Below are 22,265 nucleotides of genomic sequence, written 5' to 3'. Positions count from 1 at the left end.
CTTTCGCGGCCTGCGCCGCCCGACGCAAGCTGCGCGACGCCGCAGTTCGAACGCAGATTCCGGGATGTGCGGCCCTTCGCGCCGGGGCATGAAGCCGCCATGCCCGACTCGCACCCACTCGATCGCCCCGTCTGGAACGCGCTCGCCACGCGTCATGCCGCCCTTGCCGAAGGCGATGCACTCGCCCGGCGCTTTCGAGCGGACATCAGCATCTTCGCCGCCGCGGCGAATGCGGGCGCGGCGGCGACCGCGGCGTTGCGCGCGCTCGTACCGGCCGACGGTGCGATCGGCCTCGTCGAAGCCGATCCGCCGCCGCCGCTGCCGGAAACGCGAATCGCGCTCCAGGCCAGCCTCGATCAGATGCTGCTCGATGCACCGCTGCCTCCCGCCAAGCGCGCTCCGATCGACTGGGTCGCGCTGGGCGACGCCGACGCGCCCGAGATGCGCGCTCTCGCCGAGCGTACGCGTCCGGGTCCCTTTTCCGCCAACACCCACCGGATGGGCGATTTCGTCGGTGTCCGCCGGGACGGGCGGCTGGTAGCGATGGCGGGCGAGCGGCTGAAGCTGCCGGGCTTCACCGAAGTGAGCGCGGTCTGCACCGATCCCGAATGGCGCGGGCACGGGTTTGCCGAGGCGCTGATGCGCGTGCTGATCGAACGCAGCCTCGCGCGCGGCGAGGCAGTGTTCCTGCACTGCTTCGCCGACAATCCCGCCGTTCGGCTCTATGCGGCGCTCGGCTTCCGGGTGCGGCGGCCGATCGTCTACACGATGCTCGAGCCCGCGCCTATTCCTGCGTCAGCCGCTTGAGCCGGTAGAGCGTGTCGAGCGCCTCGCGCGGGCTGAGCGCATCGACGTCGAGCGCGTCGAGCTCGGCGCGCAGCGCATCGACCTGTTCCTCCTCCTGCTCGGCGGCGGCCGCGAACAGCGGCAGGTCGTCGAGCCCCGCGGCCAGCCCGCCGGTCTTCTCGCGCCCCGCTTCGAGCTTGTCGAGCACCGCCTTCGCGCGCTTGATCGTGATCGGCGGCATGCCCGCCAGCCGCGCCACCGCCAGGCCATAGCTGCGGTCGGCCGGCCCCTCGGCCAGCGCATGGAGCAGGACCAGCTCGCCTTTCCACTCGCGCGCGCGCACATGGTGCAGGCTCAGCGCCTCGCAGCGCTCCGCCAGCCGCGTCAGCTCGTGGTAATGCGTCGCGAACAGGCAGCGGCAGCGGTTTTCCTCATGGATCGCCTCGACCACCGCCCAGGCGATGGCGAGCCCGTCATAGGTGCTGGTGCCGCGCCCCACTTCGTCGAGGATCACGAAGCTGCGTGGGCCCGCCTGCGCCAGGATTGCCGCGGTCTCGACCATCTCGACCATGAAGGTCGATCGCCCGCGCGCCAGATTGTCCGAAGCGCCGACGCGGCTGAACAGCCGGTCGACGAGCCCCAGCGTCGCGCGTGTCGCCGGAACATAGCTTCCCGCCTGCGCCAGCACCGCGATCAGTGCGTTCTGGCGCAGGAAAGTCGATTTGCCGCCCATATTGGGCCCGGTGACCAGCCAGAGCCGCGAATCTTCCGAAAGGCGGCAGTCGTTCGCGACGAATCGCTCGCCCGATCGCGCCAGCGCCGCCTCGACCACCGGATGCCGCCCCCCCTCGACTTCGAAACAGGCGTGATCGACCAGCGCGGGGGATGCCCAGCCGCCTTCCGCGGCCCGCTCGGCGAGCGCGGCCGACACGTCGATCCGGGCCAGTGCATCCGCGGTCGCCGCGATCGCCTCGCGCCGGTCGATCGCCGCGCTGGTCAGCTCCTCCAGATGCGCCGCCTCGGCCGCCAGCGCATGCGCGCCCGCCTGAGTCACTTTGAGCGCCAGATCGTGCAGCTCGGGCGCGTTGAAGCGCACCACGCCGGCCAGCGTCTGCCGATGGGTGAAGCCGGAATCCTGCGCCATCAGCCGGTCGGCGGCCTTGGCCGGCACTTCGATGTGATAGCCAAGCACGCCATTGTGCTTGATCTTGAGCCCGGCAATGCCGGTCCGCTCGCGATATTCGGCCTCCAGCCGCGCCATCGCCCGCCGTCCGCCCGCGCCGGTGTCGCGCAGATCGTCGAGCGCGGCGTCATAGCCTTCCGCGACGAAGCCGCCGCTCGCGGCATCCACCGGCGGATCGGGAACCAGCGCGCGCTGGAGCAGGTCGATCAGCGCGCCATGGCCGCGCAGCAGCGGTGTCAGCCCTTCGAGCAGCGGCGGGCGGTCCGCGGCGCCGTCCAGCCGTTCGCCCAGCCGCCATGCCCCGTCGAGTCCGTCGCGCAACTGCCCCAGGTCGCGCGGACCGCCGCGCCCGGCGGCGAGCCGGCCGAGCGCCCTGCCGATGTCGGGCAGCGCGCGCAGCGCCGCGCGAACCGCGTCGCGCAACCCCGCATCGTCGTGAAATCGCCGGACGAGCGCGAGCCGCGCCTCGATCGCGGCGCGGTCCATCAGCGGCGCGGCGATGTCGGCTCCCAGCATCCGCGCGCCCGCGCCGGTGACGGTGCGATCGACCGCGTCGAGCAGGCTGCCCTTGCGGCTGCCGCTCGCGCTCACCGTCAGCTCCAGGCTTTCGCGCGTCGCCGCGTCGATCGCCATGCAAGCGTCGGTGCGGCTGACGCGCGGCGGGCGCAGAAAGGGCAGGGCGCCCTTGGCGGTGTGATCGAAATAGGCGACCAGCCCGCCGGCGGCGGCCAGCCCGGCATGGCTGAAACTGCCGAAGCCGTCGAGCGTCGCCACGCCGAACAGCGTCTTGAGCCGCGCTTCGCCGCGCGTGCTGTCGAACTCGGCGCGGGGGCGCAGGGTCGTCGCCAGTTCGCTCAGTTCCGATGCCTCGGAAGCGATCGTTTCCGCGGGGGCGATCCGCGCGAGCTCGGCCGCCGACCGCTCGGCGCCGCATTCGATCACTTCGAACCGGCCGGTCGAAATGTCGGCGCAGGCGATCGCGACTTCGCCACCCGCTTCGCCCACGGCTGCGCACCAGTTGGCGGCGCGGCTGTCGAGCAGCGCTTCCTCGGTCAGCGTGCCCGCCGTCACCACGCGCACGATCGCGCGCGCGACGAGCGCCTTGGATCCGCCGCGTTTCTTCGCTTCTTCGGGGGTTTCGACCTGTTCGGCGATCGCCACCCGATGCCCCGCCTTGATCAGCCGCGCGAGGTACGCCTCGGCGGAATGCACCGGCACGCCGCACATCGGGATCTTCGCGCCCTCATGCTCGCCGCGCGCGGTGAGCGCGATGTCGAGGCAGGCGCTGGCGATCTTCGCATCCTCGAAGAACAGCTCGAAAAAATCGCCCATGCGATAGAACAGCAGGCAATCCTCCGCCTCGGCCTTCAGCGCCAGATATTGCGCCATCATCGGCGTGGGGGCGGGGGCGTCGGCCATGGCGTACGTAGCGTCCAGCAAGCAAAAAAACGTCCTGCCGGTCTTGTTCCGGCATGTCCCGTGCCGCAAGAGCCGGGGACAGGGCTTATGCGGAGCGGCGGACCTCGGAACAAGCCCATCCGGAGACGCGAGGCGCCGAGAAACCAGGGTGAGTGGCAAGCGATGAACGAAGGCAGCAACGTCGAATTTTCCGAACGCGAAGCGCTGCTGTTCCACTCAGAGGGGCGGCCCGGCAAGATCGAGATCATCGCCTCGAAGCCGATGAGCACCCAGCGCGATCTGGCGCTCGCCTATTCGCCCGGCGTGGCCGTGCCGGTGCGCGCGATCGCGGAGGATCCCGGCAAGACCTATGACTATACCGCCAAGGGCAATCTCGTCGCCGTCATCTCGAACGGCACTGCCATCCTGGGCCTCGGCAATCTGGGTGCGCTTGCCTCCAAGCCGGTGATGGAAGGCAAGGCGGTGCTGTTCAAGCGCTTCGCCGACGTCGATTCGATCGATCTCGAGCTCAAGACCGAGGACGTCGATCGCTTCATCGATGCGGTCGAGCTGCTCGAACCCAGCTTCGGCGGCATCAATCTCGAGGACATCAAGAGCCCCGAGTGCTTCGTCATCGAACAGACGCTGCGCGAGCGGATGAACATTCCCGTCTTCCACGACGATCAGCACGGCACCGCGATCATCGCTGCGGCGGGGCTCATCAACGCGCTGCACCTCACCGGGCGCGACATCAAGGCGACCAAGGTGGTGATGAACGGCGCGGGTGCCGCGGCGATCGCCTGCGCCGATCTCATCAAGGCGATGGGGCTGCCGCAGGACAATCTGCTGATGCTCGATCGCACCGGTGTGATCTGGCGCGGCCGCGAGGGCGTGAACCAGTGGCAGTCGGCGCATGCCGCCGAGACCGATCGGCGCAGCCTCGCCGATGCGCTCGACGGCGCCGACGTGTTCATGGGCCTCTCGGCGGCGGGCGCGCTGCCGGCCGAGCTGCTGGCGAAGATGGCGCCGCGGCCGATCGTGTTCGCGATGGCCAATCCCGATCCGGAGATCACGCCGCCCGAAGCGAAGCGCGCGCGCCCAGACGTGATCATCGCGACCGGCCGGTCGGACTATCCGAACCAGGTCAACAACGTGCTCGGCTTCCCCTTCATCTTCCGCGGCGCGCTCGACGTGCGGGCGACGACGATCAACGATGCGATGAAGGTCGCCGCCGCCGAGGCGCTGGCCCAGCTCGCGCGGCAGCAGGTGCCCGAGGAAGTGGCGACGGCCTATGGCGTCCAGCACAGCTTCGGACCCGATTATATCATCCCGGCGCCGTTCGACCCGCGGCTGATGGAAATCGTGCCGGCCGCGGTCGCCCAGGCGGCGATGGATTCGGGCGTGGCGACCAAGGCGATCGAGGATATGGACGCCTATCGCCAGACGCTGCGCGGCCGGCTCAATCCGACGACTTCGGTGCTGACGCTCGCCTATGAGGGCGCGCGCGCCAATCCCAAGCGCGTGATCTTCGCCGAGGGCGAGGAGGAAGTCGTCCTGCGCGCCGCGATCGCGTTCAAGGAGGGCGGCTATGGCACGCCCGTGCTCGTCGGCCGCGAAAGCGTGCACGAGCGGCTCGAGGCGCTTGGCGCCAACCCGAACGAGTTCGAGCTGCACAACAGCCGCAATTCGCCGCTGGTGCCGCAGATGGTCGATTTCCTCTATGCTCGGCTCCAGCGGCGCGGCTATCTGCGCCGCGATTGCGAGCGGATGGTCAATCAGGATCGCAACATCTTCGGCGCGCTGTTGCTCCAGCTCGGCGAAGGCGATGTGATGCTCACCGGCATCACCCGCACCTACGCCGAAACGATGCGCCAGATCCGCCGCGTGATCGACGAGGAGCCCGATCGCACTTCGTTCGGCATGCACGTGCTGGTCGGCCAGTCGCACACCGTCTTCATCGCCGACACCACCGTCAACGAGCGCCCCTCGGGCGAGGAACTGGCGCAGATCGCGGTCGGCGCGGCGCAGGTGGCGCGGCGGATGGGCCACGAACCGCGAGTCGCCTTCCTCAGCTACTCCACCTTCGGCAATCCCGAAGGCCGCTGGCTCGACAACATTCGTGCCGCGGTGAAGGTGCTCGACGAGCAGGCGCCGGGCTTCGAATATGAAGGCGAAATGGCGCCCGACGTCGCACTCAACCCGCGCCAGCTCGCCAACTATCCCTTCGCCCGCCTGTCCGGCCCCGCGAACGTGCTGATCATGCCGGGGCTCCAGTCGGCGAACATCTCGGCCAAGCTGCTCCGCGAACTGGGCGGCGACGCCACCATCGGCCCGATGCTGATCGGCATGGAAAAGCCGATCCAGGTCGCGGCGATGACTTCGAGCGCCAGCGAGCTGGTGACGCTGGCGGTGCTCGCGGCGGGCGGCATCGCGCGTTAGGCGGCAGCGCGTGCGGGCCGCCGGCGCAGGGTGCGCCGGGGCTCGCCCGTGCCGCTCTTAGCTGTCGATGCTGCTCGTCAGGTTCGCATTCACCACGCCGCCGTCGACCGTCAGCGTCTCGCCCACCACATAGTCGCCCGCGCGGCTGGCGAGATAGATGGCGGCGCCCGCCATGTCCTCGTCCTGGCCGACGCGGCCGGCCGGGAGCCGCTTGGCGACCTGGTCGCCATGGTCGCGCGCAACCTTGTTCATGTTGCTCGGAAAGGCGCCGGGGGCGAGCGAGCTGACGACGATCTGGTCCTCGATCAGCCGCGCCGCCATCCGCCGCGTCAGGTGGATCAGCGCCGCCTTCGACGCCTGATAGCTGTAGGTCTCCCACGGGTTCACGCGCTGACCGTCGATCGAAGTGATGTTGATCACCTTGGCCGGACGATCCGCGCTCGCGGCGGCCTTCAGCATGCCGTGCAGCGCTTGCGTCAGGAAGAAGGGCGATTTGACGTTGAGGTCCATCACCTTGTCCCAGCCGCTTTCGGGGAAACTGTCGAACGGCTCGCCCCAGGCCGCGCCGGCGTTGTTGACCAGGATGTCGAGCTTGTCCTCGCGCTCGGCGAGTTGCGCGGCGAGCGCCTTGCAGCCTTCCACCGTCGAGACGTCCTGCGGCAGCGCGATGCAATTCTCGCCCAGCTCGTCGGCGGTTTCCTGGCACGCCTCGGCCTTGCGCGAGCTGACATAGACCTTCGCGCCCGAAGCGACGAAGCCCTCGGCGATCATCCGCCCGATGCCGCGCGATCCGCCGGTGACGAGTGCGACCTTGCCGTCCAGCCGGAACAGCGAATTGACGTCCATAGTCTCTCTCCCTCGGTTCAGCCGCCGCGCTTCAGCGTTTCGCGCGCGACGATCAGCTGCTGGATCTGTGTCGTGCCTTCGTAGATGCGGAACAGCCGCACGTCGCGATAGAGCCGTTCGATCCCATAGTCGGCGATATAGCCCGCGCCGCCGAAGATCTGCACCGCGCGATCGGCGACTCGGCCCACCATCTCGGACGCGAAGAGCTTCGATGCGGCCGATTCCATCACCACATTTTCGCCCGCGTCCTTCTTCGCCGCGGTTTCGAGCACCAGTGCCTTTGCCGCCAGCGCCTCGGTCTTCGAATCGGCGATCATCGCCTGGATCAGCTGGTGCTCGGCGATCGGCTTGCCGAACTGGACGCGCTCGCTGGCATAGGCGACGCAATCGGCGATCAGTCGTTCGGCCACGCCCACGCACACCGCCGAAATATGCAGCCGCCCGCGATCGAGCACGCGCATCGCGATCTTGAAGCCCTCTCCCTCGGCGCCCAGGCGGTTCGCGGCGGGAACGGGCACGTCGTCGAAGGTGACGTCGGCCACTTTCGCGCCCTTCTGCCCCATCTTCTTCTCGGCTTCGCCCACCGACACGCCGGGCAGGTCGCGCGGGACGAGGAATGCCGAGACGCCGCGTGCGCCCGGATCGTCGCTGGTCCGCGCCATCACCGTGAACAGGTCGGCCTTGTCCGCATTGGTGATGTAGCGCTTGGTGCCCGAGAGGCGATAGACGTCGTCCCCTGGCCCGGACCCTGATCCGGGCTCCTTCACCGCGCGCGCCTTCACCGCGCCCGAATCGGATCCGACGTCGGGCTCGGTCAGCGCGAAGCTCGTGACGATCTCGCCGCTCGCGATCCGTGGCAGCCACTGTGCCTTCTGCGCGTCGGTGCCGGCCATCACCAGCCCCTGGCTGCCGATGCCGACATTGGTCCCGAACGCCGAGCGGAACGCAGGCGTCGTGCGGCCCAGCTCGATCGCCACCCTGCATTCCTCGGCCATCGTCAGCGCCAGCCCGCCATATTCCTCGGCGATCGACAAGCCGAACAGGCCCATCGCCTTCATCTCCTCGATGACGGCGTCGGGAATCGCATCGTCCGCCTCGACCTGCGCCTCCAGCGGGCGCAGCCGTTCGGCGACGAACCGGCGGATCGTGTCGATCAGGGCGTCGAAGGTTTCGGGGTCCAGCGCCATGGCGTCCTCTCTTCCGTCCCGCGCCTTCGAACGGCGCGCAGTCCTGCCATGCTCGCTAGCGCGCGAGCGCGCCTCGAACAAGCCGGGGCATACCCGTTTTTCCAAACTGCGGTGATTGACCGGCCTCGGCCGGCTTCTATGCTGCGCAACAAACACGCTGCTGGAGAGACGATGCCCGAACTCCTTCGCCCGGCGGGCGTTCCGCCTGCCCGCCGCCTCGCGACCGGGACCACGCTTGCCTACGGCTTCGGCACGATCGCCTATGGGGTGAAGGATTTCGCCTTCTCCACCTTCCTCCTGCTGTTCTACAATCAGGTGCTGGGGCTGCCCGCTGCGGAAGTGGGCTTCGCGATCATGTGCGCGCTGATCCTCGACGCGTTCGTCGATCCCGCGATCGGTTTTCTGTCGGACCGCACGCGCACGCGCTGGGGGCGGCGGCATCCCTGGATGTATGCCTCGGCCTTTCCGATCCTGATGTTCTGGCTGTTGCTGTGGAACCCGCCCGAATGGTCGCAGGGCGGGATGCTGTTCTGGGTCTTCGCCATGTCGGTGCTCGTGCGCAGCGCGATCTCCGCCTATGAAGTGCCCAGCCAGGCGCTCAGCGCCGAGCTCACCGCCGATTACGACGATCGCACCCGGATCATGGCCTATCGCTATCTGTTCGGATGGGCGGGCGGGCTCGGCATGCTGATCGTCTCCTACACCATCTTCCTGGCGCCCGAGCCCGGGCAGGAAAGCGGGCTGCTCAACCGCGGCGGCTATGTCGGCCTCGCGATCGCCAGCGGCATCGCGATGGTGGTGGCGATCCTGGTCTCGGCGCGCGGAACGCATCACGAGATCGCCCGCCTGCCGCGGCCGGCGATGCGCGATCGCCAGACGCTGGCCGACAATTTCCGCGAGCTGGGCGAAACGATCCGCAACCGTGCCTTCGCGGTGCTGATGGGGGCGGGGCTCTGCTATTATACGGCGCAGGGCGTCAGCTTCGCGCTGTCCAACTATCTCTACGCCTATGTCTGGCGGTTCGAAGCCTATGCCTTTCAGCTGCTCGCCGGCGTGCTGTTCGCCGGCGCGATGATCGCCTTTTTCGTCGCCCCGCGGATCGCGCGGCGCATCGGCAAGCCGGTCGCGGCGATGAGCTTCATGATCGCCGCCGCCTGTCTGCTCGCCTCGCCCTATCTGCTGCGGCTGGCGGGGCTGTTTCCGGCACCGGGCGATCCGTGGATGCTGCCGCTGCTGTTCGGTATCTTCACCATCAACGCGGCGTGCGGCATCTCCTCGACCATCCTCGGTGCCTCGATGATGGCGGACGTGGTGGAGCATAGCGAGGTGCACACCGGCCGCCGCTCCGAAGGCGTGTTCTTCGCCGGCGCCTTCTTCGTCCAGAAATGCACCAGCGGGCTGGGCATTTTCGCCGCCGGGCTGATCCTGACGGCGGCAGGCTTTCCCGAAGCGGCCGATCCCGGCGCCGTGCCCGAAGCGACGATCGATCGGCTGACGCTGATCTTCGCACTGCTCTACATGGGGCTCGGCTTCGGCGCGGCGCTCTTCTACCGCCGCTTTCCCTTCGGCCGCACCGAGCACGACGCGCGCATCGAGCGGCTCGCCGAGGCTGGCGCGAACCGCGAGCCTCTGTTATAACATTCGTATGACCAAGCCCCTGAAGCTCATCAAGATCGGCAATTCGACCGGCGTGATCCTCCCGAAGGAGATTCTCGCGCGGCTGCGAGTCGAGCTGGGCGACGAGCTGTTCCTGACCGAAGGGCCGAACGGAATCACGCTGAGCGCGGCTGACGCCGAGTTCGAGGCGCAGATGGCGGTCGCACGCGACGTGATGAAGCGGCGAAGGAACGCGCTTCGCGAACTCGCCAAATAGCCTGCGTGGCGCAGGACTGGGTTTGGGTGACCGTCGGGGTCGCGCTCGCCGCTCATGATGAGCAGCTGGCCGAACATGGTGGGGCTGGCGGCGTGCGCGGTCGCAACATGCTGGAAAGTGCTTTGGCCCGCCCGCGCAATCTGGTCCCATATGGCGAACCGGATGCAGCCGAACTCGCCGCTGCCTATGCCTATGGGATTGCCCGCAACCATCCGTTCATGGACGGCAACAAGCGCACGGCGGCGGTCGTCAGCGAAACGTTCCTGGTGCTCAACGGCTATGAACTCACCTGCGGCGACGTTGAGCTGGTCACGATCTTTCTCGCCCTTGCTGCCGGCGAGTTGACGCCCGAACAGCTTGCCGACTGGTTTCGCAATCATCTCGTCGAACTCTGATCGCATTCCCGTTCTTTAGGTCCTGTGCGCGAGGATCGCCTATCCGACTGGCGCCTACGAAAATGCCCGCCGGTGCGGGGCACCGACGGGCATCCTTTCCTCCCCAGGAAAGCTGGTTCAGGTCAGCCGGCCGAGCCGGTGGTAGAGCGCCGCCACCTTCACCGATTCCGACTTGTCCGCCACCTTGGGCAGATAGTCGGCGATCGCCGCGCGCAGGACCTGGAAGTCCTCGGTCGAAAAAACGGCACGGGCGCGTTGCGGTGGGTGTTCCATGGTGTTGCTCCTACGCTGACTTGAAAGGGATTCAGGCGGTTGCCGCCTCCTTCTTGAACTGGGCCGCCTCGGTCGATTCGGCGAGCGCGGTGGTCGAGCTCTCGCCGCCGGCGACTGCCTGGGCGACCATATCGAAATAGCCGGTGCCCACTTCGCGCTGGTGGCGAGTCGCGGTGTATCCGTCCTTTTCGGCGCCGAATTCGGCCTGCTGCAGCTCGCTGTACGCCGCCATGCCGCGATCCTTATAGCCGCGGGCCAGCTCGAACATGCCGTAGTTGAGCTGGTGGAAGCCGGCGAGCGTCACGAACTGGAACTTGTAGCCCATCGCGCCGATCTCGCGCTGGAAGCGGGCGATGTCGTCCTTGTCCAGATTCGCCTCCCAGTTGAAGCTGGGCGAGCAATTGTACGCCAGCATCTTGTTGGGATATTCCTTTTTGATCGCTTCGGCGAAGCGGCGCGCATCGTCCAGATTGGGCTTGCTCGTCTCCCACCACAGCAGATCGGCATGCTCGGCGAACGCCAGCCCGCGCTTGATGCAGTGGTCGACGCCGGTGCCTTCCTTCAGGCGATAGAAGCCTTCGGCCGTCCGCTCGCCGGTCAGGAACTCGTGATCGCGCTCGTCGATGTCGCTGGTGATCAGCTTGGCGCTTTCGGCGTCGGTGCGGGCGCAGATGATCGTCGGCACGCCGCTCACGTCGGCGGCGAGACGCGCGCTGTCGAGGTTGCGGATATGCGCCTGCGTCGGGATCAGCACCTTGCCGCCCAGATGGCCGCACTTCTTTTCGGAAGCGAGCTGGTCCTCATAATGTACGCCTGCCGCGCCCGCGGCGATATAGGCCTTCATGATCTCGAAGCAGTTGAGCGGGCCGCCGAAGCCGGCTTCGGCATCGGCGACGATCGGCGCGAACCAGTCGCGGCTGGCGCCGCCTTCCGAATGCTCGACCTGATCGGCGCGCTGGAGCGTGGCGTTGATCTTGCGCGCCAGTTCGGGGCCCGCATTGGCGGGATAGAGCGACTGGTCGGGATACATCTGGCCCGCGGTGTTCGCGTCCGCCGCGACCTGCCAGCCGGACAGATAGATCGCCTTCAGCCCGGCGCGGACCATCTGCATCGCCTGGTTGCCCGAAAGCGCGCCGAGTGCGTTGATGTAATCCTCGCTCTTGAGCAGGTCCCACAGCTTGAGCGCACCCTTGCGCGCCAGCGTATGTTCGATGGCGACCGATCCGCGCAGCTTCGCCACATCGTCCGCGCTATAGGGGCGCGTGATGCCGTCGAAACGGCCGGCGGGTGCGGGGACGAGGTCTTCGAAAGTCGCCATTGTGGAGTCCTTTACAGTTTTGTGCGGTATTTGCCGCTGTGCTATGCAGTGAATAATGGCTGGTGGCTCCCAAAGGCACGGGTAAACGGCTACGAACCGCGTGGTGCTGTCGCCGCGTTCCGCGATGGTTGTGTAAATCTGTAAAGATATTTACAATGCCGGAATGGCCGATCCCAAGCTCTTCGCCGGACATGCCGTGCGCCGCCTCCGTCGCGGTGCGGGGCTCACTCAGGCCGCCATGGCCGAAACGCTGGGCGTCTCTCCCAGCTATCTCAATCTCGTCGAGCGTAACCAGCGGCCGCTGTCGGCGACGCTGCTGCTCCGTCTCGCAGAGAGCTTCGATTTCGATCCGCGCACGCTTGCCGCCAGCGAGCCCGGGGGCGGTGCCGACGCGATCCGCCGCCGGCTCGCCGATCCGCTGTTCGCCGATCTCGAGATCGATCGCGCCGAGGTGGAGGAGTGGCTCGCCGGCGCGCCGGGCGGAGCCGAGGCATTCGCCCGTGCCTTTGATCGGGCGGGGAAGGGCGGGGCGGCGCCGGATGCCACGCCCGATCCCGCCGCCGCCGTCCGCCACGAAGTCGAGCGCTGGCGCAACCATTTCGCCGATCTCGACGCCGCGGCCGAAGCGCTCGCCGACGAGCTGCGGCTCGGTGCGGGCGATCTCTACGGCGCGATGGCCGAGCGGCTGCGCGTGAAGCACCAGCTCTCGGTCCGCATCCTGCCTGTCGAGGTGATGCCCGATCGGCTGAAGCGGCTCGATCTGCATGCGCGCCAGCTCCAGCTCTCCGAACTGCTCGATTCCGCCTCGCGCAGCTTCGCGCTTGCGCAGCAGCTGGCGGGCGAGGCGCGCGGCGAGATCGACGCGCTGGTGCGCGGTGCCGCGCTCGCGGATCGCACTGCCGAGCGGCTCTTCCGCCGCCACCTCACCGGCTATTTCGCCGCGGCGGTGATGATGCCCTATGCCCGTTTCCTGCGCGCATGCGAAGGCACGGGCTATGATACCGAACTGCTCCAGCGGCGCTTCGGCGCGGGGTTCGAGCAAGTCGCGCACCGCCTTACCACGCTTCAGCGGGTCGGCGCGCGCGGCCTGCCTTTCTTCATGATCCGCACCGACCGCGCCGGCCAGGTTTCGAAACGCTATGCCGGCGCCAGCGCCTCGCCGCTCGTCGAGGGACCGGGCCTGTGTCCCCTGTGGAATCTGTTCGAAGCGTTCGCCCGGCCCTCTGAACTGGTGACTCAGTTGCTCGGCCTGGAAGACGGCAGCCGCTGGTTCACGCTTGCGCGCAGCGTCCAGCCCCAGGGCACGCGCGCCGGCGGCGTCCGCGCGCGCTTCGCGGTCGGGCTCGGCCTGGCAGCGGGCGAGGCGGGGACGCTCGCGGCTGCGCGCGGCGTCGATCTGGGCGGCAATGCGACTCCGGTCGGCCTGGGTTGCCGCGCCTGCACCCGCCTCGACTGCCCGCAGCGCAGTGCCCCGCCCGCCGGACGTGCGGTGATCGTCAACGAGCGCGAGACTGGGCTGACTCCCTGGGGCTTCGCCGGAGACTGATGCGGCACCCGCGTGGCGGTTCGCGGGTTGGACAGGCATGACGCAGCTCTCGCGCCGTGACCGCAGCCTCGCTTCTACCGCCGCCCTGTTCGCGGGCGCCGCGATGCTCGGCGCGATCTGGCTTGGCCTCGCCGTGTCGAGCGGATCGGGCGAGCAGGCGGCGCTCGCCACCTATGATATCGCGCCGCCGCCACCGCCGCCCGCGCCCGTGCCCGATCCGCAGCCCGCCGATCGGCCCGAAGGCGCCGCCGCGCCGCCCGCGCTGCGTGCCGATCCCGCGCCGGTGTCTGCGCCCGAGGTGCCGGTGCCGGTCCCCTCGCCACGGCCCGTGCCGCCGGTCTCGGGCGAGGGAGTCGATCCTTCCGCCGGCGCCGCCGAACGGCCCGGTCCGGGCACGGGCGCCGGTGGCGAAGGCACCGGCCGCGGCAGCGGCGCGGGCGGAGCGGGGACGGGCGGCGGCCTCGCCAGCCGCGCGCGCCGCATTCGCGGCGGCATCAACATTCGTGACTTCGATGCCGACGCCGCTTCGCCCGCGCTTCGCCCGCTCGTGCTGCACCTGTCGATCAGCGCCGAGGGCCGAGTGACGGACTGCACGGTGGCGCAACCTAGCGGCCGCCCCGCGCTCGACGCGCGCACCTGCGAGCTCGCGCGCAGCCGCTTCCGGTACGAGCCGGCCCGCGACGCCAGCGGCCGCGCGGTGCCGGACGTCGCCGGCTGGCGTCAGCGCTGGTGGAACGAGGATGCGGGCGAGGATTGAGCCTCGGTGCGCACTGCCTCCCAATCCTCGCCGCGCATCCGTTCGCCTGAAACCATGCCGGAGTAGCGCCGCCCGCCCGCATCGAACGCGATTTGCTCGCCTCTCACACGTCCCTCGGTCAGGCGCGCGTTCGCCAGCGATCCTTCGAGCCGCTGGAACGCCTGCCGCAGCACCAGCGCGTGCTCGCCTGCCGCGTCGCGTAGCGTCCAGCGGCCCGCCACCTGCGCCGGCACGACCCAATGATAGAGCCGCGATCCGCCGACGCGCGCCTCGCCATCGGGCTGCCACGCGCCCATGGCGAAGGCATGGCTCACCACATGCGCACCCGGCCGCAGTTCGGCGAGCAGCCGCGGGCGCAACCTCTGATTGACTTCGGGCAGCAGGAACATCGTCACTACATCGGCGTCGCCGAGCGGCGTCTCGAACAGGTCCTGCGCAAGAAAGCGGGTGCGCGCCGCCACTCCGGCCGCCCGCGCCTTGCCGCGCGCCTCGGCGACGAGCACCGGGTCGATGTCGATCCCCAGCGCGGTCGCGCCGCGTTCCGCCGCGGCGATCGCGATGCGCCCGTCGCCGGTGCCCAGGTCGATCACATGATCGCCCGGTCCCACTTCGGCCAGATCGAGCATCGCAGCCACTGCCTCGGGCCGCGTGACGGCATAGGGTACGTCGAGGTCGGGTGCCCCGTGCAACAGCGTGTCGAGCGAGCAGCGCGCCTGACCTACCGACAGGCACCGCGCGCCCACGCCGCCCGCGCCGATCGCCAGAAGCGTCAGGGCGAGTGCGGCGATGCGGGCGCGGCGGGAAAGCATCGCCGCCCCGGCTTAGGCCCCTGCCGCCGTCAGCCGTTCGCGCTGCTCGTCGGTCAGCGCCACGTCCCAGCTGCCGATCAGCTCGTCGAGCTGCGCGATGCTCGTCGCGCTGGCGATCGGCGCCGTCACGCCGGGTTGCCCCGCCAGCCAGGCGAGCGCGATCTGCGCCAGGCTCGCACCGGTCTCGTCGGCCACGGCATCCATCGCCGCCAGCACCTCGGCGCCGCGTCCGTCGAGCAGCGCCTTCATCCGCCCTCCGCGCACGCTTTTCGAAAGATCGGCTTCGCTGCGATACTTGCCGGTCAGAAATCCCGAGGCGAGCGCGAAATAGGGGACCGCGCCGATGTTGTGCGCGATGCACAGGTCCTGCAGCTCGCCTTCGAAGCCGCTGCGGGCGACCAGATTATATTCGGGCTGCAGCACCTGATAGTGCGGCAGGCTGGTGCGCAGCCCCAGGTCGAGCGCGGATTTGAGCCGCGCCGCCGTGAAGTTCGACGCGCCGATCGCGCCCACCTTGCCTGCCTCGATCAGCTTGCCGAACGCGGCGAGCGCCTCCTCCTGCGGCACGTCGGGATCGTCGCGATGCGCGAAATACAGGTCGATCCGGTCGGTGCCCAGCCGCCGCAGCGATGCCTCGCATGCCGCCGCGATTCGCGCGGGGGCGAGTCCGCGTCCGCCGTCGCCATCCAGCATGCCCACCTTCGTCGCGATCAGCACGCGGTCGCGCTTGCCCGATTGCTTCAGCCATTTGCCGATCACCGCTTCGGATTCGCCGCCCGAATGGCCGGGCGCCCAGTCGGAATAAACGTCGGCGGTGTCGATCATCGTGCCGCCGCGTTCGACGAACCGGTCGAGGATGCGGATGCTGGTCGCTTCGTCGGCGGTCCAGCCGAACACATTGCCGCCCAGCACCAGCGGCGGCGTCTCGAGCCCGGAGGTGCCGAGCGTGCGCAATTCGGTCATTCGGCCTCCGCGGGCTGGGGCGCTTCGGATACCGTCGCCCCGTTCAGGTCGAGTGCCTCGGCCGCTTCGTTGAGCGCCTGCGCCTCCTCGGCGCTCACGCCGCCGGGCGCGGCCTCGTCGCCGCCGCACGCCGCCAGCGCGGCCGGCAGCAGCAGCAGTGCGAAGCGCCGCATCGCCGCTTACTCGGCCGTCGCGTCGGCTGCCGGCTCGGCGCTGTTCGCGGTCAGGTTGGCGGGCTCGGCATAGGCGTTTTCGGCGGCGCCGAACGCGGCTTCCTGCGCCGCTTCGAGGTCGTTCACCGCTTCGCCCATCGTGCCGCTGTCGCCGGCGATCGCCTCGGATGCCTCGGCGGTCTCGTTCTGGGCGCTTTCGCCGCAGGCGGCGAGTGCCAGCGCGGCCGCGGCCGCGACGGGGAGCAGAAGTGCCTTGCGCATGCCTTGAAATCCTCCTTGGTGGTGCAGGCGAAGCTGCACGTGCCAGCGCTAACCAAGCCTCCGCCGCCGCGCAAGCCGCGCTGCTCGTTGACCTGATATAAAGACATCTTTATATCTCTAAGCCAATGACGACAGCTCTCGAAATCTTTCGTGCCCTGGCCGATTCGACGCGCCTGCGCATTCTCGCGCTGTTGCGATCGATGGAGCTGTCGGTCGGCGAGCTGGCCCAGGTGCTGGGGCAGAGCCAGCCGCGCGTCTCGCGCCATGTGAAGATTCTCGTCGATGCCGGCCTCGCCGAACGGCGCAAGGAAGGAAGCTGGGTGTTCGTCGCGCTCGGCGACCGCGATCGAGTCGCGCCGATGCTCGCGGCGCTCGATTGCTGGGCCGAGCAGGAGCCCGATCATTGGGCGGTTGCCGATAATGCCCGTCTCGCCGCCGTGCGCGCGGATCGCGCGGCAGCGGCGGCGCAATGGTTCGAGGAACATGCCGGTGACTGGGATGCGATCCGGTCGCTCCACGTCGCCGAGAGCGAAGTCGAAGCGACCATGGGCCGCACGCTTGGGCTCGACGCGCCGGAGGGGAATGTCTCGCTCGGCCGGTTGATCGACATCGGCACCGGCACCGGTCGGATGCTCGAGCTGTTCGGTCCGCGTGCCGAACATGCGCTGGGGATCGATCGCTCGTCGGAAATGCTGCGGCTCGCGCGCGCCAAGCTTTCCGAACGCGGGCTCGACAACACCGAGCTGCGCCAGGCCGATCTCTATGCGCTGCCGCTCGGCGACGGCGGCGCGGACGTCGCGATCCTGCACCATGTGCTCCATTTCGCGCAGCAGCCCGGCGCGGCGATTGCCGAGGCGACGCGCGTGCTCGCGCCGGGCGGGCGGCTGCTGATCGCCGATTTCGCGCCGCACGAGCGCGAGGAATTGCGCGCGCGCGACGCGCATGCGCGGCTCGGCTTTTCGGATGAACAGATTCTGGGCTGGTTCAGGGCGAACGGCCTTGCTCCGGCAGTGATCGAGACGCTCGAGGGCGGCGAACTGACGGTGAAGCTCTGGCTGGGGCGTAAACCGGGAGTGCGCGACGCCGAGGGTATCAAGGAGGTGAAGGCGGCATGAGTATCACGGTGAATCAGCTCGAAGAGGCGCGTCGCGCGCTCGATGCGCCGCTTTTCGCCGATGTTGCCGGCGATCTGGAGGTTTCGTTCGAGTTCTTCCCGCCGAAGAACGAGAAGATGGAAGCGACGCTGTGGGAATCGGTGCAGACGCTGGCGCCGCTCGATCCCCGTTTCGTCTCGGTCACCTATGGCGCGGGCGGTTCGACGCGCGAGCGCACGCACGCCACGGTCGCGCGCATCCAGCGCGAAACGCCGCTGTCCGCCGCCGCGCATCTCACCTGTGTCGAAGCGACGCGGGACGAGATCGATCAGGTCGCCGAGGAATATTGGGCCGCGGGCATCCGCCACATCGTCGCGCTGCGCGGCGACCCGCCGGTGCTGGGTGCGAAGTTCGAGGCGCATCCCCAGGGCTATGCCAATGCCGCCGAGCTGGTCGCGGGGCTGAAGAAGCTGCATCCGTTCGAGATCTCGGTCGCAGCCTATCCCGAAGTGCATCCGGATTCGGCCAATCGCGCCGCCGATATCGACAATCTGAAGCGCAAGCTGGATGCCGGCGCGACCCGCGCGATCACCCAATTCTTCTTCACGCCGGAGTGTTTCTTCCGCTTCCGCGACGATGTGGCTGCGGCAGGAATCGGTGCGGAGATCGTGCCGGGGATATTGCCGGTCTCCAGCGTCGCCCAGACGCGCAAGTTCGCGGGTCTCTGCGGCGCTCAGATCCCGCCGTGGATGGATCGGCTGTTCGAGGGGCTCGACGATCATCCCGCCGCGCGCCAGCTCGTTTCGGCGACGATCGCTGCCGAGCTGTGCCGCAAGCTCTATGCCGGCGGCGTGCGGACGCTGCACTTCTACACGCTCAATCGCGCCGAGCTCAGCTACGCCATTTGCCACCTGCTCGGCCTGCGGCCGAAGGCGGGGACGGAAGCCGCGGCGGCTTAGTCCCCCTCCCGCTTGCGGAAGGGGTTAGGGGAGGGCCTTTCCTCCCGCGCCCGCCGACCGACAAGCCCTCCCCCGACCCCTCCCGCATGCGGGAGGGGAGAAGGAACGAACGACGATGACTCCACGCGAAACCCTCCTCGAACAGGCCGCGCAGCGCATCCTGCTCACCGACGGCGCCTTCGGCACCGAGATCCAGAACTGGGGCCTCAAGGAAGCCGATTATGCCGGCGACCTCGGCCTCGGCCACGATCAGAAGGGCAACAACGATATCCTCGCGATCACGAAGCCCGAGGTGCCGGACACGATCACGCGCGCCTATCTCGATGCCGGATCGGATATCGTCTCGACCAACACCTTTTCGGCCAATCGCATCAGCCAGGCCGATTACGGCGCCGAGCATCTCGTCCGCGAGATCAACGTCGAATCCGCCCGCATCGCCCGCGCCGCGGCGGACGCATTCCAGGCGCGCGACGGGCGTCCCCGTTTCGTCGCCGGTGCGATCGGGCCGACCAACAAGACGTTGTCGCTCTCGCCCGACGTGAACGATCCCGGCTATCGCGAGATCGATTTCGACCATCTCAAGGAGGTGTATCGCGAGCAGACCGATGCATTGCTCGAAGGCGGTGCCGACTTCATCCTGATCGAGACGGTGTTCGATACGCTCAATGCCAAGGCCGGCATCAAGGCGGTGCTCGAAGCCGAACAGGCATTGGGCCGCGACGTGCCGATCATGATGTCGATGACGCTCACCGATCTGTCGGGGCGCAATCTCTCGGGCCACACGGTCGAGGCGTTCTGGCATGCGGTGCGGCACGCACGGCCGCTGACGATCGGCCTCAACTGCTCGTTCGGCGCCGAGCAGCTGCGCCCGCACGTGGCGACGCTGGCGAAGACGTGCGACACGCTGATCATGGTCTATCCCAACGCGGGACTGCCCAACGAGCTCGGCGCCTATGACGAGGCGCCCGACACGACCGCCGGGCTGGTCAGGCGCTGGGCCGATGCGGGGCAGGTCAACATCCTCGGCGGCTGTTGCGGATCGACCCCCGATCACATCGCGGCGATCGCAGCGGCAGTGAAGGGCCTGCCGCCGCGCATGCTGCCCCAGGTGCCGGTGCGGACGCGGCTGGCGGGGCTGGAGCCGTTCACCATGGCGGCGTGATTCTCCCCCTCCCGCGCGCGGGAGGGGGCGGGGGGTGGGCACGCGCTCTCCACAAGCGATACCGATTGTAATGGGCCGGGCGCCCACCCCCTTACCCCCTCCCGCAGGCGGGAGGGGGAATTGAGGAATGAAATGACCACCACCTCCTCGACCAATTTCGTCAATATCGGCGAGCGCACCAACGTCACCGGTTCGGCGCGCTTCAAGAAGCTGATCATGGCGGGCGATTATGCCGCCGCGGTCGAAGTCGCGCTGCAGCAGGTGGAGAACGGCGCGCAGGTGATCGACGTTAACATGGACGAGGGCCTGCTCGACGCGGTCGAGGCGATGACCACCTTCCTCAAGCTGATCCAGGCCGAGCCCGATATCGCGCGCGTGCCCATCATGATCGACAGCTCGAAATGGGAAGTGATCGAGGCGGGGCTGAAGTGCGTCTCGGGCAAGCCGATCGTCAATTCGATCAGCATGAAGGAAGGCGAGGAGAAGTTTCTCGCCGAGGCGCGCAAGTGCATGGACTATGGCGCCGCCGTCGTCGTGATGGCGTTCGACGAAGTGGGGCAGGCCGATACCCAGGCGCGCAAGGTCGAGATCTGCGAGCGCGCGTACAAGCTCCTGATGACGATCGATTTCCCGCCCGAGGACATCATCTTCGACGCCAATGTCTTCGCGGTCGCGACCGGCATCGAGGAGCATAACAACTATGCGGTCGATTTCATCGAGGCAGTGAAGGAGATCCGCAAGCGCTGCCCGCACGTCCATTTTTCGGGCGGGCTTTCGAACCTGTCGTTCAGCTTCCGCGGCAACGAGCCGGTGCGTCGCGCGATGCATTCGGTGTTCCTCTATCACGCCATCCCCGCCGGGCTCGACATGGCGATCGTCAACGCCGGGCAGCTCGACGTTTATGACGCGATCGAACCCGAGCTGCGCCAGGCGTGCGAGGACGTGATCCTCAACCGCGATCCCGAGGCGGGCGACCGGCTGGTGGCGCTCGCCGAGAAATATCGCGGCACCGATGCGGTCGCGGAGAAACAGGCTGCCGAGTGGCGCAGCTGGAACGTGACCAAGCGGCTGGAACATGCGCTGGTGAAGGGCATCGACGCGCATGTCGTCGACGATACCGAGGAAGCGCGGCAGGAAGTCGCCAATCGCGGCGGCCGGCCGATCGAAGTGATCGAGGGCCCGCTGATGGACGGGATGAACGTCGTCGGCGACCTGTTCGGATCGGGCAAGATGTTCCTGCCGCAGGTGGTGAAGTCGGCGCGCGTGATGAAGAAGGCAGTCGCCCATCTGCTCCCCTATATCGAGGCGGAGAAGGAGCCCGGCGCCAAGGGCAAGGGCAAGATCATCATGGCGACGGTGAAGGGCGATGTGCACGACATCGGCAAGAACATCGTCGGCGTGGTCTTGCAGTGCAACGGCTTCGAAGTGGTCGACCTCGGCGTGATGGTGCCGTGGACCGACATCCTCAAGGCCGCGAACGAGAATGACGCCGACATGATCGGGCTCTCGGGTCTCATCACTCCCTCGCTCGACGAGATGGTGACGGTGGCCGAGGAAATGCAGGCCGCCGAAATGACGATGCCGCTGCTGATCGGTGGCGCGACGACGTCCAAGGTGCATACCGCGCTGCGCATCGCGCCCGCATACAAGGGGCCGGTCGTCCATGTGCTCGACGCCAGCCGCGCGGTGGGCGTGGCGACCACGCTGGTCAGCACCACCGGGCGCGACGCCTATGTCGCGAAGATCGCCGACGAATATGAAACGGTCCGCCAGAGCCGCGCCAACAAGGGCCAGAGCAAGCTCGTGCCGCTCGCCGAGGCGCGCGCGAACGGCTTCGTGATCGACCCAGCGCTCAAGCCGCCCGCGCCAAAGCAGCCCGGCCTCCACGTGTTCGACGGCTGGGATCTGGCCGAACTGCGCGACTATATCGACTGGACGCCCTTCTTCCGCGCCTGGGAACTGGCGGGCAATTATCCCGCGATCCTCGACGACGAGATCGTCGGCGAAAGCGCACGCAACCTGTTCGCCGATGCGCAGGAGATGCTCGACCGCGTGATCGCCGAGAAATGGCTCACCGCGCGCGGCGTCGCTGCCCTCTGGCCCTGCCACCGCGACGGCGACGACGTGGTGATCCACCACGGCCATGTGCAGGATCGCGTCAGCAAGGACGGCGGCACCTTCGCGCACGGCGACATCCCCGATCTCGACCGCACCAACGAAGCCAGCATGCGCATGCCGTTCCTGCGCCAGCAGATCGCCAAGCGCGAGGGGCGCGCCAACATGTGCCTCGCCGATTTCATCGCGCCCGAGGACGACTGGATCGGCGGCTTCGCGGTCGGCATCCACGGCATCGATTCGCACAGCGCGCGTTTCCGTGCCGAGAACGACGATTATCGCGACATCCTGCTGAAGGCGCTCGCCGACCGTCTGGCCGAGGCGTTCGCCGAGCGGCTCCACCAGCATGTCCGCACCACGCTGTGGGGCTATGCGCAGGGCGAGCAGCTCACCAACGATGCGCTCATCAAGGAGCAGTATCGCGGCATCCGCCCCGCGCCCGGCTATCCGGCCTGCCCCGATCACAGCGAGAAGCCGATGCTGTTCGAGCTGCTGAACGCCACCGAGCACACCGGCATCACCCTCACCGAAAGCTTCGCGATGCTGCCGACCGCCGCCGTCTCCGGCTTCTACTTCGGCCATCCGCAGAGCGAATATTTCGGCGTCGCCCGCGTCGGCGAGGATCAGGTCGAGGATTATGCCCGCCGGCGCGCAGTGGATCTCGAGCAGGCAAAGCGCTGGCTGCGGCCGAACCTCGATTGAGTCACTCGCAGCCGGGCCAGCCGTCC

At 68.3% G+C, this 22,265-nt stretch carries 20 protein-coding genes; 11 read left to right on the top strand and 9 right to left on the bottom strand.

Annotated elements, in window-relative coordinates; translation table 11 throughout:
* Positions 1 to 99 precede the first annotated feature (99 nt).
* The gene (locus ACQ450_RS07890) at positions 100 to 807 is read left to right on the top strand and encodes a GNAT family N-acetyltransferase (protein WP_431468841.1); all 708 of its coding nucleotides are present in this window, start codon (positions 100 to 102) and stop codon (positions 805 to 807) included.
* Here the strand turns inward: ACQ450_RS07890 and mutS are convergent.
* The gene (mutS, locus tag ACQ450_RS07885) at positions 785 to 3,361 is read right to left on the bottom strand and encodes a DNA mismatch repair protein MutS (protein ID WP_431471185.1); all 2,577 of its coding nucleotides are present in this window, start codon (positions 3,359 to 3,361) and stop codon (positions 785 to 787) included. The two genes, ACQ450_RS07890 and mutS, sit on opposite strands and share 23 nt — an antisense overlap.
* A gap of 189 nt (positions 3,362 to 3,550) precedes the next feature.
* Between mutS and ACQ450_RS07880 the strand changes: the two genes are divergently transcribed.
* The gene (locus tag ACQ450_RS07880) at positions 3,551 to 5,806 is read left to right on the top strand and encodes an NADP-dependent malic enzyme (RefSeq protein ID WP_431468840.1); all 2,256 of its coding nucleotides are present in this window, start codon (positions 3,551 to 3,553) and stop codon (positions 5,804 to 5,806) included.
* Between the two features lie 57 nt (positions 5,807 to 5,863).
* Here the strand turns inward: ACQ450_RS07880 and ACQ450_RS07875 are convergent, their stop codons facing one another.
* Together ACQ450_RS07875 and ACQ450_RS07870 are read right to left on the bottom strand one after the other, a co-directional pair.
* Positions 5,864 to 6,652, bottom strand: coding sequence for an SDR family oxidoreductase (locus ACQ450_RS07875; protein ID WP_431471158.1), 789 nt, complete (start codon positions 6,650 to 6,652; stop codon positions 5,864 to 5,866).
* A 17-nt stretch (positions 6,653 to 6,669) separates the two neighbouring features.
* Positions 6,670 to 7,839 carry an acyl-CoA dehydrogenase family protein gene (locus tag ACQ450_RS07870; RefSeq protein WP_431471157.1) on the bottom strand — a complete coding sequence of 390 codons (1,170 nt, stop codon included), beginning with the start codon at positions 7,837 to 7,839 and terminating at the stop codon, positions 6,670 to 6,672.
* A 171-nt stretch (positions 7,840 to 8,010) separates the two neighbouring features.
* Between ACQ450_RS07870 and ACQ450_RS07865 the strand changes: the two genes are divergently transcribed.
* The 3 genes from ACQ450_RS07865 to ACQ450_RS07855 are packed head-to-tail and all read left to right on the top strand — an operon-like array spanning position 8,011 to position 10,107.
* Complete coding sequence (locus tag ACQ450_RS07865) at positions 8,011 to 9,477, top strand: MFS transporter (protein WP_431471156.1); 1,467 nt, start codon at positions 8,011 to 8,013, stop codon at positions 9,475 to 9,477.
* Positions 9,478 to 9,484: 7 nt separating this feature from the next.
* A complete protein-coding gene (locus ACQ450_RS07860; protein ID WP_431471155.1) occupies positions 9,485 to 9,712 on the top strand; it encodes an AbrB/MazE/SpoVT family DNA-binding domain-containing protein in 228 nt (75 codons plus the stop codon).
* Between the two features lie 5 nt (positions 9,713 to 9,717).
* Complete coding sequence (locus tag ACQ450_RS07855) at positions 9,718 to 10,107, top strand: type II toxin-antitoxin system death-on-curing family toxin (protein ID WP_431471154.1); 390 nt, start codon at positions 9,718 to 9,720, stop codon at positions 10,105 to 10,107.
* 117 nt (positions 10,108 to 10,224) lie between these two features.
* Here the strand turns inward: ACQ450_RS07855 and ACQ450_RS07850 are convergent, their stop codons facing one another.
* Positions 10,225 to 10,380 (bottom strand): hypothetical protein, encoded by a 156-nt coding sequence (locus ACQ450_RS07850; RefSeq protein ID WP_431471153.1) that lies wholly within the window; start codon positions 10,378 to 10,380, stop codon positions 10,225 to 10,227.
* Between the two features lie 31 nt (positions 10,381 to 10,411).
* Complete coding sequence (aceA, locus tag ACQ450_RS07845) at positions 10,412 to 11,698, bottom strand: isocitrate lyase (protein ID WP_188056083.1); 1,287 nt, start codon at positions 11,696 to 11,698, stop codon at positions 10,412 to 10,414.
* 163 nt (positions 11,699 to 11,861) lie between these two features.
* Between aceA and ACQ450_RS07840 the strand changes: the two genes are divergently transcribed.
* Entirely contained in the window at positions 11,862 to 13,244 is a 1,383-nt protein-coding gene (locus ACQ450_RS07840) for a helix-turn-helix domain-containing protein (protein WP_431471152.1), read from the top strand.
* 37 nt (positions 13,245 to 13,281) lie between these two features.
* The gene (locus ACQ450_RS07835) at positions 13,282 to 14,001 is read left to right on the top strand and encodes an energy transducer TonB (protein ID WP_431471151.1); all 720 of its coding nucleotides are present in this window, start codon (positions 13,282 to 13,284) and stop codon (positions 13,999 to 14,001) included.
* On the opposite strand, the gene ACQ450_RS07830 is transcribed toward ACQ450_RS07835, so the two are convergent.
* From ACQ450_RS07830 to ACQ450_RS07815, 4 genes are read right to left on the bottom strand one after another with little or no spacing between them, the layout of a single operon-like run.
* Positions 13,965 to 14,810: a class I SAM-dependent methyltransferase gene (locus ACQ450_RS07830; RefSeq protein ID WP_431471150.1), complete on the bottom strand. Its 846-nt coding sequence runs from the start codon at positions 14,808 to 14,810 to the stop codon at positions 13,965 to 13,967. The genes ACQ450_RS07835 and ACQ450_RS07830 overlap by 37 nt on opposite strands.
* Positions 14,811 to 14,822: 12 nt before the next feature.
* Positions 14,823 to 15,773: an aldo/keto reductase gene (locus ACQ450_RS07825; protein WP_431471149.1), complete on the bottom strand. Its 951-nt coding sequence runs from the start codon at positions 15,771 to 15,773 to the stop codon at positions 14,823 to 14,825.
* Complete coding sequence (locus ACQ450_RS07820; RefSeq protein WP_188056078.1) at positions 15,770 to 15,946, bottom strand: hypothetical protein; 177 nt, start codon at positions 15,944 to 15,946, stop codon at positions 15,770 to 15,772. The genes ACQ450_RS07825 and ACQ450_RS07820 overlap by 4 nt, the downstream gene beginning before the upstream one ends.
* Positions 15,947 to 15,952: 6 nt before the next feature.
* The gene (locus tag ACQ450_RS07815; protein ID WP_431471148.1) at positions 15,953 to 16,207 is read right to left on the bottom strand and encodes a hypothetical protein; all 255 of its coding nucleotides are present in this window, start codon (positions 16,205 to 16,207) and stop codon (positions 15,953 to 15,955) included.
* A gap of 125 nt (positions 16,208 to 16,332) precedes the next feature.
* On the opposite strand from ACQ450_RS07815, the gene ACQ450_RS07810 reads away from it, so the two are divergent.
* The 4 genes from ACQ450_RS07810 to metH all read left to right on the top strand — a co-directional run bounded on the left by ACQ450_RS07810 (position 16,333) and on the right by metH (position 22,239).
* The gene (locus ACQ450_RS07810; protein ID WP_188056076.1) at positions 16,333 to 17,322 is read left to right on the top strand and encodes an ArsR/SmtB family transcription factor; all 990 of its coding nucleotides are present in this window, start codon (positions 16,333 to 16,335) and stop codon (positions 17,320 to 17,322) included.
* Positions 17,319 to 18,260: a methylenetetrahydrofolate reductase gene (gene metF / locus ACQ450_RS07805; RefSeq protein ID WP_431471147.1), complete on the top strand. Its 942-nt coding sequence runs from the start codon at positions 17,319 to 17,321 to the stop codon at positions 18,258 to 18,260. The genes ACQ450_RS07810 and metF overlap by 4 nt, the downstream gene beginning before the upstream one ends.
* Positions 18,261 to 18,375: 115 nt before the next feature.
* Complete coding sequence (locus tag ACQ450_RS07800) at positions 18,376 to 19,422, top strand: homocysteine S-methyltransferase family protein (protein ID WP_431471146.1); 1,047 nt, start codon at positions 18,376 to 18,378, stop codon at positions 19,420 to 19,422.
* A gap of 132 nt (positions 19,423 to 19,554) precedes the next feature.
* Complete coding sequence (gene metH, locus ACQ450_RS07795; RefSeq protein WP_431471145.1) at positions 19,555 to 22,239, top strand: methionine synthase; 2,685 nt, start codon at positions 19,555 to 19,557, stop codon at positions 22,237 to 22,239.
* Positions 22,240 to 22,265: the final 26 nt, after the last annotated feature.

The sequence above is a fragment of the Sphingosinithalassobacter sp. LHW66-3 genome, assembly GCF_050703275.1.
Taxonomy (GTDB): Bacteria; Pseudomonadota; Alphaproteobacteria; order Sphingomonadales; family Sphingomonadaceae; genus Sphingomonas.
Note: the sequence above shows the minus strand (reverse complement) of the source record. Positions and strands in the feature narration are given on the sequence as shown.